Origin of the sequence: Candidatus Hydrogenedens sp. (assembly GCA_035378955.1) — a bacterium.
In the GTDB taxonomy this organism is placed as follows: domain Bacteria; phylum Hydrogenedentota; class Hydrogenedentia; order Hydrogenedentales; family Hydrogenedentaceae; genus Hydrogenedens.
Genome location: DAOSUS010000008.1, coordinates 25,861 through 44,358, shown reverse-complemented (window position 1 = coordinate 44,358; position 18,498 = coordinate 25,861). Strand labels below are relative to the sequence as shown.

At 35.9% G+C, this 18,498-nt stretch carries 13 protein-coding genes; 8 read left to right on the top strand and 5 right to left on the bottom strand.

What is annotated here, in order from left to right; translation table 11 throughout:
- Positions 1-14: 14 nt before the first annotated feature.
- From PLA12_03255 to amrS, 5 genes are read right to left on the bottom strand one after another with little or no spacing between them, the layout of a single operon-like run.
- Positions 15-338 carry a hypothetical protein gene (locus PLA12_03255; protein ID HOQ31510.1) on the bottom strand — a complete coding sequence of 108 codons (324 nt, stop codon included), beginning with the start codon at positions 336-338 and terminating at the stop codon, positions 15-17.
- Entirely contained in the window at positions 325-3,882 is a 3,558-nt protein-coding gene (locus tag PLA12_03250; GenBank protein HOQ31509.1) for an FMN-binding protein, read from the bottom strand. The genes PLA12_03255 and PLA12_03250 overlap by 14 nt, the downstream gene beginning before the upstream one ends.
- Before the next feature lie 2 nt (positions 3,883-3,884).
- Entirely contained in the window at positions 3,885-5,420 is a 1,536-nt protein-coding gene (gene amrB, locus PLA12_03245) for an AmmeMemoRadiSam system protein B (GenBank protein ID HOQ31508.1), read from the bottom strand.
- A 40-nt stretch (positions 5,421-5,460) separates the two neighbouring features.
- Positions 5,461-5,652, bottom strand: a complete 192-nt coding sequence (locus PLA12_03240) for a hypothetical protein (GenBank protein HOQ31507.1) — start codon at positions 5,650-5,652, stop codon at positions 5,461-5,463.
- A complete protein-coding gene (amrS, locus tag PLA12_03235) occupies positions 5,643-6,620 on the bottom strand; it encodes an AmmeMemoRadiSam system radical SAM enzyme (protein HOQ31506.1) in 978 nt (325 codons plus the stop codon). Before amrS ends, PLA12_03240 begins: the two co-directional genes overlap by 10 nt.
- Positions 6,621-6,823: 203 nt before the next feature.
- Here amrS and PLA12_03230 point away from each other — a divergent pair, with 203 nt between their 5' ends.
- The 8 genes from PLA12_03230 to PLA12_03195 all read left to right on the top strand — a co-directional run bounded on the left by PLA12_03230 (position 6,824) and on the right by PLA12_03195 (position 18,469).
- The gene (locus PLA12_03230; GenBank protein HOQ31505.1) at positions 6,824-7,192 is read left to right on the top strand and encodes a putative zinc-binding protein; all 369 of its coding nucleotides are present in this window, start codon (positions 6,824-6,826) and stop codon (positions 7,190-7,192) included.
- Between the two features lie 27 nt (positions 7,193-7,219).
- Entirely contained in the window at positions 7,220-7,693 is a 474-nt protein-coding gene (locus tag PLA12_03225; GenBank protein HOQ31504.1) for a MarR family transcriptional regulator, read from the top strand.
- A gap of 14 nt (positions 7,694-7,707) precedes the next feature.
- Positions 7,708-9,057 carry a biotin/lipoyl-binding protein gene (locus PLA12_03220; protein HOQ31503.1) on the top strand — a complete coding sequence of 450 codons (1,350 nt, stop codon included), beginning with the start codon at positions 7,708-7,710 and terminating at the stop codon, positions 9,055-9,057.
- Positions 9,054-12,266 (top strand): efflux RND transporter permease subunit, encoded by a 3,213-nt coding sequence (locus PLA12_03215; GenBank protein ID HOQ31502.1) that lies wholly within the window; start codon positions 9,054-9,056, stop codon positions 12,264-12,266. Before PLA12_03220 ends, PLA12_03215 begins: the two co-directional genes overlap by 4 nt.
- 24 nt (positions 12,267-12,290) lie before the next feature.
- The gene (locus PLA12_03210; GenBank protein HOQ31501.1) at positions 12,291-12,890 is read left to right on the top strand and encodes an acyltransferase; all 600 of its coding nucleotides are present in this window, start codon (positions 12,291-12,293) and stop codon (positions 12,888-12,890) included.
- Positions 12,865-14,412, top strand: coding sequence for a TolC family protein (locus PLA12_03205; GenBank protein HOQ31500.1), 1,548 nt, complete (start codon positions 12,865-12,867; stop codon positions 14,410-14,412). Before PLA12_03210 ends, PLA12_03205 begins: the two co-directional genes overlap by 26 nt.
- 171 nt (positions 14,413-14,583) lie before the next feature.
- The gene (locus tag PLA12_03200) at positions 14,584-15,912 is read left to right on the top strand and encodes a Gfo/Idh/MocA family oxidoreductase (GenBank protein ID HOQ31499.1); all 1,329 of its coding nucleotides are present in this window, start codon (positions 14,584-14,586) and stop codon (positions 15,910-15,912) included.
- Between the two features lie 19 nt (positions 15,913-15,931).
- A complete protein-coding gene (locus tag PLA12_03195; protein ID HOQ31498.1) occupies positions 15,932-18,469 on the top strand; it encodes a HEAT repeat domain-containing protein in 2,538 nt (845 codons plus the stop codon).
- Positions 18,470-18,498: the final 29 nt, after the last annotated feature.

Below are 18,498 nucleotides of genomic sequence, written 5' to 3'. Positions count from 1 at the left end.
TTTAAATATAAATTTTAATTTTCTCCTTGCCTACCTCGTCTCCATCGCTTGCGAATTTGTTGATGTTCTTTAGGGTTTGCATTTTTATTATTTTCTTCCTCTGTCAACTTTTTATAAAACAGGGCTTCCTTATCTGAAAGTTTGTTAGTTTTTATCATGCTTTTAATTTTTTCAATATCGGTTGCGGTTCCTGTAGGTTTAATTGAAGTTCCTTCTGTCTGTATAGAAGATAATTCTGCTGATGATTTTTCAGGTAAGACATGGTAAAGAAGGATAACAATAAAAGTAGTGGTGTAGAGTAATGAAACAGTTAAAAAAATAAAATCATTTCTTTTCATGTTTGTAGCACCGATTACATTGAATACAGTCTATTTCTTCAGTTCTTGATATTCCAAGGTCGCAATGTGCAGGGAAAGTTCTTTGCCAGAAGAATGAAAATATCCGAAAGGATTGGATTAAACTTAAAAAAGCACCTGTGGGACAAAGCACCCTGCACCAGAAACGGTTATAAAAAAGACTTGCCAGCAAAACACAAATTCCAAATATTGTTATATAGTTTGACATATCCAGGGTGAAAAAGGAAAGTAAAGGGTCAATGCTAATGAGTTTATTTTTTCGTATAAAAAAGTATATTAAGAAAAATAAAAAGGCAAGAATAAATTTAAATTGTCGGGCTGTATACCATGTTTTTTTCGTAGGAGTTATTCTTTTATTTATCCAATTAAATTTACTTATTAGTTCCGACAGTGCCCCGAATGGACATAAATATCCGCAGTAAATATTTCCATTAATAAGAACAAGAACTGGGATGCCGATGGTTAAAAGGGTTGAGATAGTAAAATGAAATTGTAACTTGTCAGCAGATAATAATTGAACGATAGAGTAAAGTCCGTATTGAATATTTAACCAGAAGCCTAAAATGACTACTACAGAAATTAACCATAATGTTCGAAGCAAGTCTTTATAGAAAAATCGAAAGATTATTGCCAGAAGAATAAATAATAGAAAGATATATACGGAATATGTTGTTGGGGTAGAGGTCCCATAGGTAAATAATGTTTCCGAGCGATTTATGTTATTGTTCTGGATAATCTGAGCAAATTCCTTTCCCGCAAACTGAACAGCTCTTTTTACAGCATCAGAGGTTGTTGTGGCTCCGCTAACGGCATCTATTACCGATATAGTTTCGGGTCGGAATATATTTTTCCCTTTATATGAAAAGAAGTAATTTTCAACAAGAGATAGATAATCAGGAGTTTCATTGGATTGAATGACCTTAATATTTTCAATGATTCCTTCCTGTGATACTTTAACTGCAATGTCTATTTCTCCACCATATCCAATTACCTTGAAAAGAGAGGCAGTGGAAAAGATGTAGGAAATAATTTCATTCTGGTTTTCATCCTTTTTTATAACGGAATAGTAACGAATTTCCCTGTTATCAGGAAGAGTTGTTGTTTCCGGTTGGAGTTTTCCCCCATCAGATAATTCCTGTGCGATTTTTGTAAATGTATCTTCGGGTAAAGGAACTGTAGAACGGTAATATATCTCTGTAGAGATAAAGCATAATACAAGAATAGGGAATAGCGTATATCCATAAATTCTTCCCCATGACGGAGACTGGGATGTGGGGATTTTTTGAAGAAGGGGAATACATAGAAGAATTAGGAGTAGAGAAAAAAGAATATATCCGATGGCATATTGTAATCCTAAAATCGGAAGTAGAATAATAGGGAATATAAAAGCCCCTATTCCTGCTCCGAGGTGGTCCCATACCTCTAAATTTACAGCAATTTGAGCGGTTTCTGCTTCTTTATCTAAGTTATTCAGGAACAGGGAGAGAAGAAAAGATAAAGTAAGCCCCCATAAAAAGAATATAGCGAGGTAAGTATAAAAATAGGGAGGTAAAACAAACAGTATTACAAGGGTATAGCAAATACAAATAGAAACAAGAAAGAGGAGAACAAAGAAAGGTCGTTTATTATTTTTGTCTGCATACAGAAAATTAAAAATAATAGGACTTATTGAAAGTCCCAGCATAAACATAGATGATAATAGCCCGATATAAGTTGAAAGAGTCCCATAACGGTATTGAAATTGTATAAGTAGTAGGATAGTAATCCCCATGCCAATGGTGCCAATAACAAAAATAGCAAAGTATGTCTCTAATGTAGTAGAAAGATATTTTTCTTTTCCTTTCTGAATAGATTTTCGTTTATATATTCCGCGGGCTAATATGAAACATAAGGGAGATGAGATTATAAGAAAAAGGGTAATTTGTTTAATGGTAATAATTTTATCTAATAATCCCGAATAACCCTGTTTCCAGAGATATAAAAGATTACTATATAAAAAGCCGAGATATTTGTTCTCTGTGGCAATTAAGTAGTCTTCATGGATAAATTTCTTTACTTCTTCATAACGATTTTTTTGAAAAATAATTCTATCTGCGGGATATAAGTCTCTTACAATATTGGGTTTGATTTCTGAAATTTGTTGAGATATGACGGACAATCGTTGTTCAAGGGTTGGTATATGCTCGCTTATAGGGTGAGTTAAAGAGCCGAATAACCATGTTTCATTACCGGGTTTCAATGCATTAACTTTAAATACCTGCTGAAAAGTAAAGTATATGGATGCGCCAAGTGTGGCTATTTCACCACCTAAAAAATTTTCTCCCCCCGAAATTCGAATACCTCCTATACCTTTATCTGCAAGATGAGTTTTGAGCAAAGTAAAAAAACTATCCGTTAAATATTGATTAGAAGAAATAGTTTGTGGGTCACTTGTATAGACAAGGATAATGTCAAATCTATCGTCCGTATTTTTCAAAAAAGAATGGGGTTCGGCTTGTGGAAATACGAGTTTTTTATTATTAAAAAGAGAATTTTCAGATAATAATGGAATAATTTTTGTGGATAGTTCAAAGTCAAAAGGTATCCATAAAATTTTTTCTATACTGTTGATATTTATTAAATAGGGTAATGTATAAAGAAAAGGTTCTCCTATAAGTAGAATGTTTTTTGCATCATTTTTCTGGGCAAGGAAAGTAGATAGTAAATGCAAACCGTATTCCTGATTTGGAAAACTTAATACGGGCTTGAGGTTTCGTAGAAGGATAAATTGGCTATTATCATACCCGTATAAATATTCCCCTTTTTGAGTAATTATTTTCCCTTTAAAATTTTCATTTTTTGTAATATGATTCCACAGGGATTTGTTTTCCCACGATTCCAGAAGGAATGTTGATAGTAGGAGTAATGGAAGAAGAGCAATAGGTAATACTTTTTCCAAGAATGGATAATCTAATGATAATAGAGAGGAAGTAATTAGAAACCATACGGAAATACAAAAGGGTATCCAATGAGAAAGTCCCAAAAAAATACTAATAGAGGTAATAACTCCACCCAATACTGCACCTAAAGCCTCATAAGCATATACATGACGAACTATTGTCGAAGGTTGGGAATTACTTGTTTTATGGATAAAATTGTTCTCCCACCATAAGACACAATGGGTAAATAAAAATCCTGTAAAGAAACTTATCCCTGCGGGTGCTATTGCAGAATATAAAAAGAGGTCGTGGATGTTAAAGAGTTCATATGTTGGGATATCCGAGATATATCGTGAATTACGAACCAGAAAATGACCCCATAACCATGATGGAATATAGAGAAGAGAGGTAATCGGAAAAAGGTAGGAATATTTGTAAAAAAGTTTTCCAACAAGAGAGCCGGGAATAATCCATAAAAACCAAAAGAAGTAAAGAATACCTAATGTAAGTTCGTTTTCTTCGATACAATGTAAGAAATCACGCACAAGCAATGCTTGTGCAGTAATTGAAAACAAACCTAATGAAATGGGTAATAGATATTTTTTCACAATTACTCTTCGTGGAATACTTCTGCTTCAAAAACTTCAAATTCAGCACCTTCTTTATATCCATCAGGTGGTAATCCTGCTTTCATGGACAGATGTTCTAATGTCTGCTGCAAATTCCAATTTTGTTCAGGGGCTACCTGCGGTAAGAATAAAGCCTGATAATAACCTTTTTTAAGAATAATTCCGTGTTTGCCTAATTCAATCTCGTTATAATGATTTATTTTTCGGGGATGGGTAAGAAGGGATATATCAATTTTAATTTTAGGTAACTCCTCTTTTGAAATAGGGTAAAATCGAGGATCTTTAAAACCTGCATTATATGCGTTTTGAAGAACAGATTTATACATAGGTTTTGTTGCAAAAATTTCGCCGATACAACCTCGAAGGTCCTCGTTTATTTTCAAAGTAACAAAGGCGGCTCGTGGTGTTTTCATTATTTCTGTTACTTTGATGGGTATTTCGTTATCAGATGGCAATTTGTTGTGTTCTAACACATATTCAAGTGTCCAGCGTGCTAATTTTAATAAGTCTTTTTTTTCTTCAGGTGTTAATGTTGTTGAAGTATTCATAGGTGTTCTTTCCTTCTTTTCCCATGTCCCAGTGAAAGCAATCCCGAAATAACTTACGGAATTCTGATAATCGTTTACAATTTCACCGGATTGTTTATATTCTACAAGATTTACTTGAGTATTTTCGGGTAATAGATACATTAAAACTCCAATTCCATACGGACCACAAATTGTAATCCCTGTTTTTTCAATATATTCATAAAACTTCTTTACATCCCGTTTTTCTATATATTGATATGCTCCCATATCCAGTTTTTTAAGATTTTTAGGAATGTCCTCACTAAAAGGTATGTAATTATAATTCGGTCCATAATGAGTGAAATCGCTACTGGCAATGACTAATGTTTTTTCATCAATGTAGTTTTGTAATATCTGTGCTATTTTTTGTGTAGTTTCTAAATCTAATTTTCCGCAAATTAGAGGAATTAATTTAAAGTCTTTTTTAACGTATTGAAGTAATGGCAACTCAATTTCAATACTATGTTCTCCCTGTTGAGCCAAAGGGACTTCTTTAAAATACGGAAATTTTTTTAAATCCTGAATAATTTCTACATCAATAGGTATTTGTCCTAAGGGTGTTTCATAAAAATCTACGGAGGGAATACTTATAATATTCTCCAAGGGTGCTCTATGACTGGTTCCCAAGATAATTATTCTGGAATATAAAGATTTATCTGTTGCCTTAATCCCTTTGCATGCAGTTAGTCCAGAATACATATAACCTGCATGAGGTAATATAAGTCCTATTACATTTTCTATAGGTTCTATATCTGCCTTATTAAACATTTCCGAAATCTGCTGCGTAAGTTTTTGAGGAGATGCGTCATACCATTGGCCGGCTATTAGTGATTTATAAACTTTTGGAGAACCAACTTCTTTCTCCTTATTCGAAGTGGAATTTTCTCCGCATGCAAATGGAATAACAACAATGAATAGAAGGAATAAAATTATATAGGAATAATTTCTCATCGAATATCCCCTTATTGACCTTTTATTATTATATTAAATTTCAACCTATCCATGATGAAGGTTTGGGTGAAAAAATATTATTTTTATTTTTGGTAGTAAAATGAATAAGAACTTTCTTATTAGGTAGTGGTATAGCATAAGTCTGTCGAATTAAAGAAGGCTTTTTTACACCATATTTCGTGATTACAGCAGTTAAAAAATATGATAAAAATCTTCGTCTATTTATTGCCATATTCCGTATATCTCCGTGTTACATTTGGGACATTTCCCCTGTGAAATATTATTTTGAAGAACATTGAAGCCATATCGTTCAACAAGTAAACTTTTACATGATGGGCAATAGGTATTAGAACTTTCTCTATGAATAATATTCCCAATATACACAAATTGCAAACCTACATTTAAGGCAATTTGACGCGCTTTCAGAAGGGTTTCTAAAGGTGTTGGGGGTAAATGTGTCATTTTGTAACGAGGATAGAATTGGGAGAAATGTAATGGGGTGTCTTTTCCTAAATTACTTACTACCCATTCGCATAGTTTTTGAAAATCTTCATCTTTATCGTTCATTGTAGGAATAACTAAATTTGTAACTTCTAATTCAACGCCCGCATTTTTAGTTAGTTCCAAAGTTTTTAATACAGGCTTTAAAGTTCCATCGCATACCGTCCTGTAAAATTCCTCTGAAAAGCCTTTTAAATCTATATTTGCAGAATGGACAAGAGGTAATAATCTTTTATAAGGTTCTTCGTTAATATATCCTGCGGTTACAAGAACATTCTTTAAGCCTTTTTCAGCGGATATTTTACAGCACTCGTAGGTATATTCATAGTAAGCCAATGGCTCTGTATAAGTATAAGCGATGGAAGGACATTGATACTGGATAGCCAATGTAGAAATTTTTTCAGGTTCTATAAATTCTGTTTCCAATTGATAAGGTTCTGTCTGAGATATTTCCCAATTCTGGCAATTTTTACAATGAAGGTTACAACCTACAGTGGCAAGCGATAAAATAGGTGTTCCCGGTAAAAAATGATAAAGAGGTTTTTTTTCTACAGGGTCAATATGGATAGAACAGGGATGACCATATGTAAGAGTATAAAGTTTCCCCTCTATATTGACGCGGATACGGCATTCGCCTTTTTGACCATTGTCAAGAATACAATAACGCGGACAAAGTTCACATTTTACTAATGCAGTCATTTTAATCAAAGATAGTTATTTACTTTAGTTTATATTATAACGATAAAAACCACATGAAGGGAACTTTCCTTTTATTTTTGGTGTTTTATTAATAAGAATATAAAATATTTTAATAATTAAATAATAAATAAAAAAAATAATTTGATTATTAAATTATTTTATGGTAAAATAATTAAAAAACTATTACTATAAGGATTGAGTTTATGCAATGTAATTGTTCTAATGAAGAAGGTGTTACTCTTATTTACTCTTGTTCTGGTGTCGCAAATACGGGGCTGATAGCAGACCGAGTTATGAGAAATTTAGTAAGAGAAAAAGTTTGTCGTGGTTCGTGTCTTTCAGGCGTTGCATCTGATGCATCTGGTTTTATACAGTCTGCATTAGCAGCAAACAAGAATGTGGTAATAGATGGTTGCTCTGTTGCCTGTGGGAAGAAAATATTTGAGAAGAGAGAAATACCCTTTGAACATATTGTAATAACAGATTTAGGCGTAGAAAAAGGGAAAACAATTGTTACCGATGAGTTGGTTCAACAGATGACGGAAGTAATTAAAGAAAAAATTCAAAAATAGGATTTTCGCAGATTTTGGAGATAAATAATGGAACGCTATGATGAGTTAGTCTACGAAATATTCAAAACAATTCAGATGATACAACGGTGGATGCATAACAGGTTCCATTGTTGTTCTGCCGATAAAGAAAAAATAAAGTTAGGGCATGACCTGACAATGCCGCAGTTCCAGATGTTGATTACAATAAAGGACTGTGAGCCATTAAAATTAAAAGAGTTAGCAGAATATTTATATGTATCACCTTCTGCAGCAAGTTTGATGTTAGACCGATTGGTAGAATTAGGTTTAGTAGTTCGCGAACAGTCGTCGGAGGACCGTCGTGAGATACAGATACGCTTAACACCGGAAGCCAGTGAAACTCTAAAATGGCATGAAAATCAGATTTTAACGGGGATAAGTGAATTGTTAAAGGGTTTAGGCGATGAAACGGCATCTCAATGGGTTGATGTTTATAAAAAGATAAGAGAATATTTAATAACCGTTCAGAATACCAATAAATAAAGAGAGGAAATTTTATGAGTAATGATGAAGTAAAAAGATATTTAACAATAGCAAAGTTATTCTCATTTTTTATCGCTATTTTAATTTTGTTATTAGGGATTATTTCATTCGTTTTCTTTTCCTCCCTTCGCAAGCCGCCTGCACAAGCGGAACAGGAAGAAATTCCCATTCCTGTTAATGTAATTCAGGCTCAGCCCGAAGATGTCCCGATTATATTGAACGGTTTTGGAGAAGTTCGGACCTTAGCGACTGTTCCTATATCCCCGGAAGTATCAGGACGCGTTATTCGCATACATCCAAGACTTGAAGCCGGTGAAGTTATTCCGGCGGGAGAAGTTTTATTTGAAATAGACCCCAGTGACTATCAGGTGCGATTAAAGTCTGCACAAGCAGGTTTAGAGCAATCGAGACAAACATTGAAAAGAATACAGGAACAGTTTGCCTCTGATAAGGAACGACTAAAAACATTAGAACGCACAAAAGACCTGGCTTATTCAGAGTTTCAGCGTGTAAAGCAGTTATTTGAAAGAGAAAAAGTAGGGACACAATCCAATGTTGAACAAACAGAGAGGGCTTATAATCAGGCATTGGATGCTTATAACCTATTGGTTCAATCCGTTGAGTTATATCCTTTAAAAGTTAGAGAATCCGAGGAAGCAGTAAAAAGCGCAGAAGCCCAATTATCTCAGGCTGAGATTAATTTATCACGGACCCAGGTGAAAGTTCCCTTTAATGCACGGATTAAAACAGTTAATCTTGAGGCAGGGCAGTATGTGAACCCTGGTGCTGTTGTAATGACTCTTTCAGATGATTCCATTCTGGAAATATCCGTTCCCTTAGATGCAAAACAAGCGACCCAATGGCTTCCGTTTCAGAAAGATAATATAAATATTGATTCTGCATGGTTTCCACCATTAGAGCCTAAAGAATGCGAGATTTTGTGGACAGAAGACAAGGAAAATCATAAATGGAAAGGATTATTAAACCGTATCGAAAGGTATGATGAGAAAACGAGGACAGTTTATACAGTTATTCGTATTGAGAAGGAAAATATTTTTTCAATAACGGATGATAAAATCCCATTGGTTCAGGGTATGTTTTGTCAGGTAAAAATTCCGGGAAAAGTATTGTCGGGAGTATATCGGTTGCCGGATACGGCTGTAAGTTTTGAAGGGATAGTTTATACGGCAGAAAATAACCGATTGAAATCAGTTCAAGTAGAGAGGTTATATATTCAAGGCGATGAAGTGATAGTGAGTGGTCTTAAAGCAGGGACTGTAGTTATTACAACCCGTTTAATTAATCCGATAGAAAATTCATTACTGGAAGTTCAAAAATTGGGAGATAAGGAAGCCGTTTCATGAATCAGTTTTTAGGGTATTTTGTCGGAAACCGTGTTTTTGCAAATATACTAACTGCTGTTATTCTTATTGCGGGACTAATTTCTTTGTTATTAATCCGAAGAGAGTTATTCCCGGAGTTCTCGTTGGATATGATAACCGTGCAGGTGCTTTATCCTGGTGCAGACCCCGAAGAAGTCGAAGAAGGAATTTGTCGAAAGATTGAAGAATCTTTAGACACTGTGGAAGGAATCAAACGATATACAACGGTTGCTTCAGAAAATATGGGAATGGCAAATATTGAGGTGATGGATAGTTATGATTTAAGCAAGGTTTATGATAAGGTTCGCAATGCTATTGATTCTATTTCTACATTTCCAAAAGATGCCGAGAAACCTATAACTAATGAAGTAACTATCCGCCGTGAGGTTATTCAAGTTGCCTTATCAGGGAATTTGCCGGATAAAATCTTAAAAGAGTGGGCGGAACAAATAAAAGATGAATTACAAGCCCTACCGGAACTTTCACAAGTTTTTATTTTTGGAGCGAAACAGTACGAAATAGGAATTGAGATTTCGGAAGAAAAACTTCAAAAATTAGGACTAACATTTTCACAGGTAGCATCAGCAATTCGTTCTGGAAACTTAAATATTTCCGGGGGACTTATTCGTTCGAAAGGAGCGGAAATACGAGTTCGAACAATAGGAAGAAAATATTATGCGGATGAACTGGCTAAGATAGTTGTGCTTGCCAAACCTACGGGTGAAGTTATTACACTGGACCAGGTAGCGGAAATACGAGATGATTTTAACGAAGACCCCTTAGAGGCAGATTTTAATGGGGAGAAGTCCGTTTTAATTTCGTGTTTCAAAACACAAGAAGAAGATGATATAGCCATATCCGATGCAGTTCATAAATATGTAGAGGCGAAACAAAAACAGTTGCCTCCCGGCGTAAAAATTTCTTTATGGAACGATGGAGCCCGGTTAATTCGAGCCCGATTGAAGTTACTTGAAGAAAATGGAATTCAAGGGTTAATTATTGTAATTTTAATGTTGCTGTTATTAATGAATGCTCGTTTATCCTTTTTTGTTACTTTAGGCATTCCTATTTCCTTTGCAGGGGCTATTAGCATTATGTATTATCTTGGAAGTACCATAAACATGATGTCATTATTTGGGTTAATCATGGTGTTAGGTATGTTGGTTGATGATGGGATAGTAATTGGTGAAGCGATATATTACCATCGTCAGCGAGGACTACCACCTATGAAGGCAGCGTTAACAGGTGTGGAAGAAGTGGGATTGCCTGTCATAGGGGCTGTAACCACAACAATAGCGGCATTTTTACCATTGATGTTTGTGAGTGGAATTATGGGCAAGTTTATCCGCATTTTACCAATAGTTGTTATTTCGGCATTAAGTATATCATTATCTGAAGCTCTTTTCTTACTTCCTGCTCATCTCAATGACCTCCCTGATTTATCTCATACTATTTCAAATTCCGATAATCGGAAACATCCTTTGAGAAAACTAAGATGGTTCTTTAGCGATTCTCTTGATGCTTTTATTGATAAAATATATCTCCCGATTTTAAATACTATGTTAAAACATCGTTATATTTCATTAACTGCTTTTATAGCCATATTATTAACGGTACTGGGACTTGTCCGAGGACAGATTATTAAATTTGAAGTCTTTTCTGACGCTGATGGAGATTCTTTAATGGCACAAGTTGAGTTCCCAGCGGGGACACCTTTTCATGTTACCAAAGATGCGGTAAAGAGGATGGAGGAGGCTCTTAAAAGGTTAGCAGAAAAGACAACTACAATAAGCGGTGAACCATTAATTCAGAATATCTATAGTGTCGTAGGGCAGAGTAGCAGTGGCTTTTCTGCTCAGGGTGGAAGTAATGTGGGTGAAATTCGAGTAGAGTTATTACCTACAGAACGAAGGGGGATTCATGCGAAGAAAATAAGTTCTATGTGGGCGAAAGAGACGGGGATAATTCCGGGGACATTAAAACAGAAATATGATGTAAGTGGTGGAGGTCCACGGGGAACGGGGATAGAATTATGGTTAAGAAGTGAAAATCTTCAAGATATAATTCATGCCAGTCAAGAGATAAAAGAAAAACTTAAGACTTATGAAGGGGTATATCAGATTGAAGATGATTACCGTCCTGCAAAAATTGAAGCGAGATTTTATTTGAAACCTGAAGCACAAACATTGGGAATAACCCTGGATTCCTTAGGCAGACAATTAGCCGGTGGTTTCTTTGGGGAAGAGGCTGTCCGAATACAAAGGGGTAGGGATGATATCCGCATACGGGTTCGCTATCCTCGTGAAGACCGTAGTTACCTTTCTATATTAAATCAAGTCCGTATAAGGACCAATCAAGGATATGAAGTTCCTCTATTTGCTGTTGCCGATGTAGATTTTACTCCTGGATTTTCTTCAATAACACGCGTTGATGGGATGCGAAGAGTGGTTGTTACAGCAGATATAGACTCAACAAAGACTAATTCAACAGAAATTATTAATGATTTAACAAATACTTTTCTCCCATCTCTTCAAAAGAAATATCCGGGATTAATATGGTCATTTGAAGGACCCCAACAAAGCAGTAGAGATGCTCTGGCTTCATTAAAAGTAGGGTTTCCGATTGCTTTATTGCTGATTTTTCTGATTATTTCATCCATATTCCATTCCTATACTCAGCCAATACTGATTATGCTTACAATTCCATTTGGAATTGTGGGAGCACTAATTGGACACTTATTATTCGGACAAATTGTAACACTCATGAGCTTATTCGGGATTGTTGCTCTTTCCGGGGTGGTTGTTAACGATGCCATTGTTTTTGTAGATTGTTTTAATGCAAACCTTAGCGAAGGAAATAGTTTTATTTCATCAATCCTTCAAGCTGGGAAGAGAAGATTTCGGGCTATTTTCTTAACTTCAAGTACTACATTCGGAGGACTTGTTGGATTGCTCTTTACGCGTGATATGCAGGCACAATTCATAAAGCCGATGGCCGTTTCTTTAGCAATTGGTTTAGTATTTTCCACTACAGTAACGCTTTTATTTATACCTACTATTATTGGTGTACTAAATGATATTCGAAGATTATTTTATATAATTAAAACTCGAAAAATTCCCAAACCTGAAGAAGTGGAACCCGTATTTTCAATGTTAGAACAAAAACGGCAATTAGAAAATAGTTCACTATAAGAATGGATGAAGGAATAATAAAACATGTTTGAACCTTTTTTAGTTCGCTGGCGAAGTTTCTATCATGGCTTAAAATTTGCCAAAAAAGGGAAGAGATGTCGTATTCAGGGGAAACACTTTACTATAGAGGGACATGTAGAATGTGGGGATTATTGTCGTTTTCGAGATTATGTGATACTTCGTACCCATAGAGATGGAAAAATAATAATGGGTACTCACTCCGTATTAAGTTACTATACAATTTTAGAATCTACTGCATTAATACAAATTGGAAGTAATACGGCTATTGCTGAATTTACAGTTATAAGAGATACTCACCATGTTTTTTGGGGAACAAAAGAACATTTTGCCTTAACACCACATATCGCTAAGCCGATAATTATTGGAGATAATGTCCTTGTGGGTAGTCGTTGTTATATACATCCGGGTGTAGAAATTGGAGATGGCGCTATTATTGGTGTAGGAAGTGTCCTTACAGAGGATACAAAGGTAGGACCTTTGGAGGTATGGGCAGGAGTCCCCGCACGAAAAGTGGGTCATCGTATTGAAAATGTTTCTCCTGAAAAATTACAACAAACAGAGGAGTTAATGAAAAAATATGGCATTCGCAAGTTTCGGTATTAAAAAATATTTAAGTGTATGTATTACAGGTATATGTATTTTTATGTGTTTTGTAGCCTATTCTCGAGATACAGGTGCAGATACTTTCCCATTAAAATCTGAAGATACAACTCAAGTCAGTCAGCAACTCCCTGAATATTTAGACTTACAAACAGCACAAAAAATAGCATTAGAGCAAAATCCTTCACTAAAAGCAGTGTCCGAACGAATAGAACAAGCAAGGCAGAAAGTTAAACAGGCATTAGCCCAATACTATCCCCAAATCATTGCCAATTATACGGCTTCACACACAGACTTATCAGATACGGCTATACGGCGTTCACAGAACGCTGTTTGGCAACAGAGTTCCAATGCTATTTCTCAATCTATGTTTAGAGGAACGGGAGGGACTAGCACGGATATTTTATCCTCAATCCCCTGGGAAACTGTTTTAAATTCATGGATTTCTGCATATCAAGCAAGTAATAGTATTCCCGAATCACAGAATAATTATGCGATAAATTTTATTATTCGATACACCTTATTTGATGGTTTTGCTCGTAAATATTCTGTTGCACTTGCAAAATTAGGTGAAAAAGCAACGCAAGAATCCCAGCAGGAAGCCGTACGCATGTTGTTATCAGCGGTAGCAAATAGTTTTTATGCTGTGCAATTAGCAGAAGAAAATATTCGAATAGCCGAAGCGGACAAAGCCTTTAATGAAAGACTCCTTTATGAGGCAAAGGTAAAACAAGAATTAGGAGCCGGTTCTTTAAGTGATGTCCTGAATTTTGAAGTTCTATTGAGGTCGGCAGAAGCACAGATTATCAATGCTCGACAGAATCGAGAAATTGCTCGTATATCATTAGCTGGTGTAATGGGTTTGAATGCAGGTATCCTTCCAGACTATGTAAAATTAACACCTCTGAAAGATGAGACCGATGAAGATTTGAAAAATCCGAATGTTGATGAATTGTTATCAGTTGCTTTACAAAACAGACCTGATTTAAAGATGTTAACCTTGATTATTCAGCAATCCGAAGCACAGGTTGGACAAAGTCGTTCTACACTATATCCCCAAATGAATGTATCCTTATCCCGTTCAGCAACGAGGACGGTAGATAGCGAATTTGGTTCCGATGATTTTGCTACAACGGTAAGTGTGGATGTTTCGTATAATCTCTTTTCGGGTGGTAAATACCGTGCATTGCGGGCAGAAGCAAGGGCAAAACTTCGTGAAGCAGAGCAAAATTATTATGCAGGTAGAATTGATGTTATAACAGATGTCCAAAGCACTCTGCAAGAACTAAAATCGGCACAGGAACAACTAAAATTACAACGAGAAAATGCACAATATGTTAGGAAAAATAGGGATTTGGTGGAACAGGAATACAAAGCAGGGCAAACTTCATTGGTTCGATTAAATCAGGCTCAAAAAGATTTGATTGAAGCAGAGGGAAGACTTGCTTCCGCACGGGTCGCTTTGTTCCGAGCATGGTATCAAATAAAGACCGCTACGGCACAGTCCCTCTTAGAATTAAAATAGTCCCTAAAATGTGAAATTCTTTGTCAAGTTGCCCCCTTCCTTTTTATGATTTGTTTTGGTTCGTTTCTCACTTTAATTAATACCTCTGTTTGCATTAGAATTGCTATATATTTTTGGTTGAATAATAAAAGTAGGATATTGGTTATTTAACATCTAACTGGAGTTTGCCCTATGAATAAATCAAATCATTACTCAAGAAGAACATTTATAAAAAATGTTCTTATGGGAACAGCAGGAATAACGGTTGCACCTGCAATTATTCCTTCCTATGTTTGGGGAGCCGAACCTTCTGCTTTGCCTAATGAACGAATTACCGTTGCCTGTATTGGCGTTGGAGGTCAGGGTAAGTATGATATGAAGGCTTTTTTAAGTCTACCTGAAGTCCAAGTGGTTGCTGTTTGTGATGTGGATGATAATCATGCGCAGGAAGCCCAAAAGATAGTGAATGATTTCTACGCCCAAAATAAAAATATACCGGATTATAAAGGCTGTGATGTATATCATGACTTTCGGGATGTAATTGCTCGTAAAGATGTTGATGCGGTAATGATTGCAACACCTGACCATTGGCATCCTATTATTTCTATCGCTGCGGCAAAAGCGGGGAAGGATATTTATTGCGAAAAACCGTTGGCCAATTCCATTCCAGAAGGGAAAGCAGTAGTGGAAGCAGTCCGTAAATATCGCAGAGTGTTTCAAACAGGTAGTCATGAGCGTTCTCGCGATAATGCAAGGTATGCATGTGAATTGGTAAGGAATGGAAGGATAGGAAAATTGCATACTATACGGGTAAACATGCCTGTGGATAATCATACTCCTATTCCTCCCCAACCTGAAATGCCGATTCCTCCCGGTTTTGATTATGATTTCTGGTTAGGTCCTGCTCCAAAAGAGCCTTATACAGAAAAGAGGTGTCATTTCTGGTTCCGCTATATTTTGGACTATAGTGGCGGGGAAATGACAGACCGAGGTGCGCATATTATTGATTTAGGTCAGTTAGGTAATGGAACCGATGATACCTTCCCCATCTCTGTGGAAGGAAAAGGTTTCTTCCCCAAAGAAGGACTGTTTAACACGGCAATGAGTTATGAATTCCGATTTGAGTATGCTAACGGTGTTGAATTGTTAGGGAAGAGTGTTGGTCCTCGCGGAATTAAGTTTGAGGGTGATAAAGGATGGATTTTTATTTATATTCATAGAGGTGACCTGCGAGCCAATCCTCCTTCTTTACTGCAAGAGACCATAGGACCTAATGAAATTCATTTGGGCAGAAGCAAGGGACATCATAAGAATTTCATCGAATGTGTTAAGTCCCGTAAAGACCCCACGGCTCCTGTTGAAGTGGGTTATCACACAGCGACCATGTGTCATATGGCAAATATTGCGATGAGACTTGGACGCAAATTGAATTGGGACCCTGAAAAGGAAATGTTTATCCATGATGATGAAGCCAACCGTATGATGCAACCTTCTATGAGAGCACCCTGGACTTTAGGTTAAACAAAAAAGGAGATAAAAAATGAAAAATAATTATATTTTGATTAATATATTCCTGACATTAATAGTTTTGGTATCGGTTGCCTTTGCTCAGGAAATTCCGAACATTAACGATGCCTTGAATTATTTGCAAACCTATAAGTTTGGAATGAATCGGGAACCCTTAGAGCCTATTCTGGAAGCAATAAAAACGACACAAAATAACCCCGCAAAACAAGAGCAGTTATCAAAACAACTTGTAGCGATTTTGCCCAAATGCTTTATTGATGGCAAGAGATTTATTGCTCGTCAATTAGTTGTAATAGCAACTCCATCCGTTGTTCCGGGAATAGAACCTTTATTGAAAGATAAAGAAACGATTGATATTGCTTGTCGTATTTTAGAGCAAATCCCCGGTAAGGAAGCGACACAATCCCTTATAAAGGTATTAAAACAAGAATCTATATCAAAAGATGACAAAGTCGCTATTATCAATTCTTTGGGGAGAAGGAAGGATGACTCATCTGTTGAAACATTAGCACAATATCTGGATAATCCATCACCGAAAATACAAAGTTCGGTGATAATCGCATTAGGTTCTATCGGTGGAAAAGAATCTGGAAATGTATTATGGAACTGGGCAAAAAATAAGTCCATGCTGGAAAATCTGGATGTTCAGTCTTCTCTTTTAAAGATTGCAAGCCAATTGGAATTATCTGAAAAAGATAGGGCTTTGGAAATCTACTCGTCATTATTTAATAATGACAAAGTAATTCCTGTGAGTAGGGGGTATGCTCTGAGAGGACTGGTTCAGTTGAAGGGTAAGGAAGCCTTTAATGAAGTCTGGCAGAGTGTAGATAGTGAAGATGCCATACTTTCGTCGACGGCTATTGATTTATTAAAAGACAAATCTTTTTCTGATGAATTGCTTTTAGAGAAATGTGTAAATACATTAAAAACAGCAAATCCAAGACTTCAGTTAGGAATATTGGAGGTTGTTGCCTCTCGTAAGATTTCAGGGGCTATTTCTCAGATTTTAGACCTTGCCGAGAATGCAGATGGAGAAGTAAAAATATCTGCAATTCAATGTTTAGGTCGAATAGGCGACAACCGTGCCGTAGAGCCATTAGTGAATATCGTATTAAATGGTCCTCGTGAAATTAAAGATATAGCCAAAGATGCGTTAATTAAATTGGATAATCCTGATACCAACAAGTACTTGATAGAAAAAGTTCAGAAAGGAAATGCCGAGGTTAAAAAATTAGCCGTTGATTTATTAACAGAACGCAGGTCAATAGAAGCCAAAGAAATTATTAAGAATGCCCTATCAAAGAATGATAAAGATATTTTGGATGGGGCGATTAATTATTATGCCGTTTTAGGAAATGAAGAAGATTTATCTTTTCTCTTTGATAAACTTATGGCAGATGCAGAGAATAGTTCTGCTTACCTTCCGGCTATTTCTTTAATTATTGATAGGGTAAGAGATGAAGGACGCAAAGTAACGCTTATAACGGATCAATGGAAAAAATGTAAGAATGATTTACAAAAGAAATCCTTAATAACTTTATTAGGGAATATTAAAAGCCCGGAAGCATGTGCAATGCTTGAAAGTTTATGGTCTAATGAACCTAACTTAAAGGTAAGTATTTTGCAATCCATAGGACAGTGTGATGATGCAAATACTTTGCAAAAGATAGTAGATGAAATTTCGCAGGAAGCCAATGAAGAGGTTAAGAATGTCGGTATTTTAAGTTCCTTAAATATATTGAGGACCTTAAATATGGCAGATAGACAAAAATATGATTACTATGTAAGTCTCTGGAAAATGGCAGGTGACAATCCATCGCTTCAAAAAAATATTTTGGGTGGACTTGCAAAATTGAGTTTATTAGAAGTATTGGATTTTATAGAAGGAAGGAATATTAACAATGCGGTAAAAGCAGATTGGGCAAACGCAAGATTTAGTGTAGCAAAGAATATCTGTTTTTCTTATCCTTCAAAAACGATACCGATTTTGGAAGAAATGCTTCCTAACCTAAAAGATAATCAAGCAAAAGAGTTAGAGTATTTGTTAAATGGCCTGAAGAATAAAGGAGAATATATTGGCTCGTGGAGTGTAAGTGGTCCTTACCGCATGGAAGATTACGGAGCCAGAAGATTATTTGATGAAGTTTCTTTCCCACCGGAAACGGATATGAGTTCTGTTAAAGATTGGCGTATTTTACCAATAAAAGTCCGTGGAGATGGTTTGATTTATGCAGATTTGGCAGAGTTCTCTGGTGGTGCAGTGGAATGTGTAGATTATGTAGCATGTAAGATTACAGTGCCTGAACCTGCTGAAGCAAAGATATTATTGGGAAGTAATGATGGTGTTAAAGTGTGGCTTAATGGAAATCTGGTTCACTCATTTGCAGAGGGAAGAACCATGACACCTGACCAGGACCAGTTCCCTGTTAAATTACAAAAAGATAATGTGTTGTTGATGGCTGTATACAATCAAGGAGCAGCCTGGGAATTTACAATGAAACTTCAAGGAATTGCTTCAGATAAAATATCTATAGAACCTTATATCCCATAATTGACAAAGAAAGTAAAAACTTTTTGTTA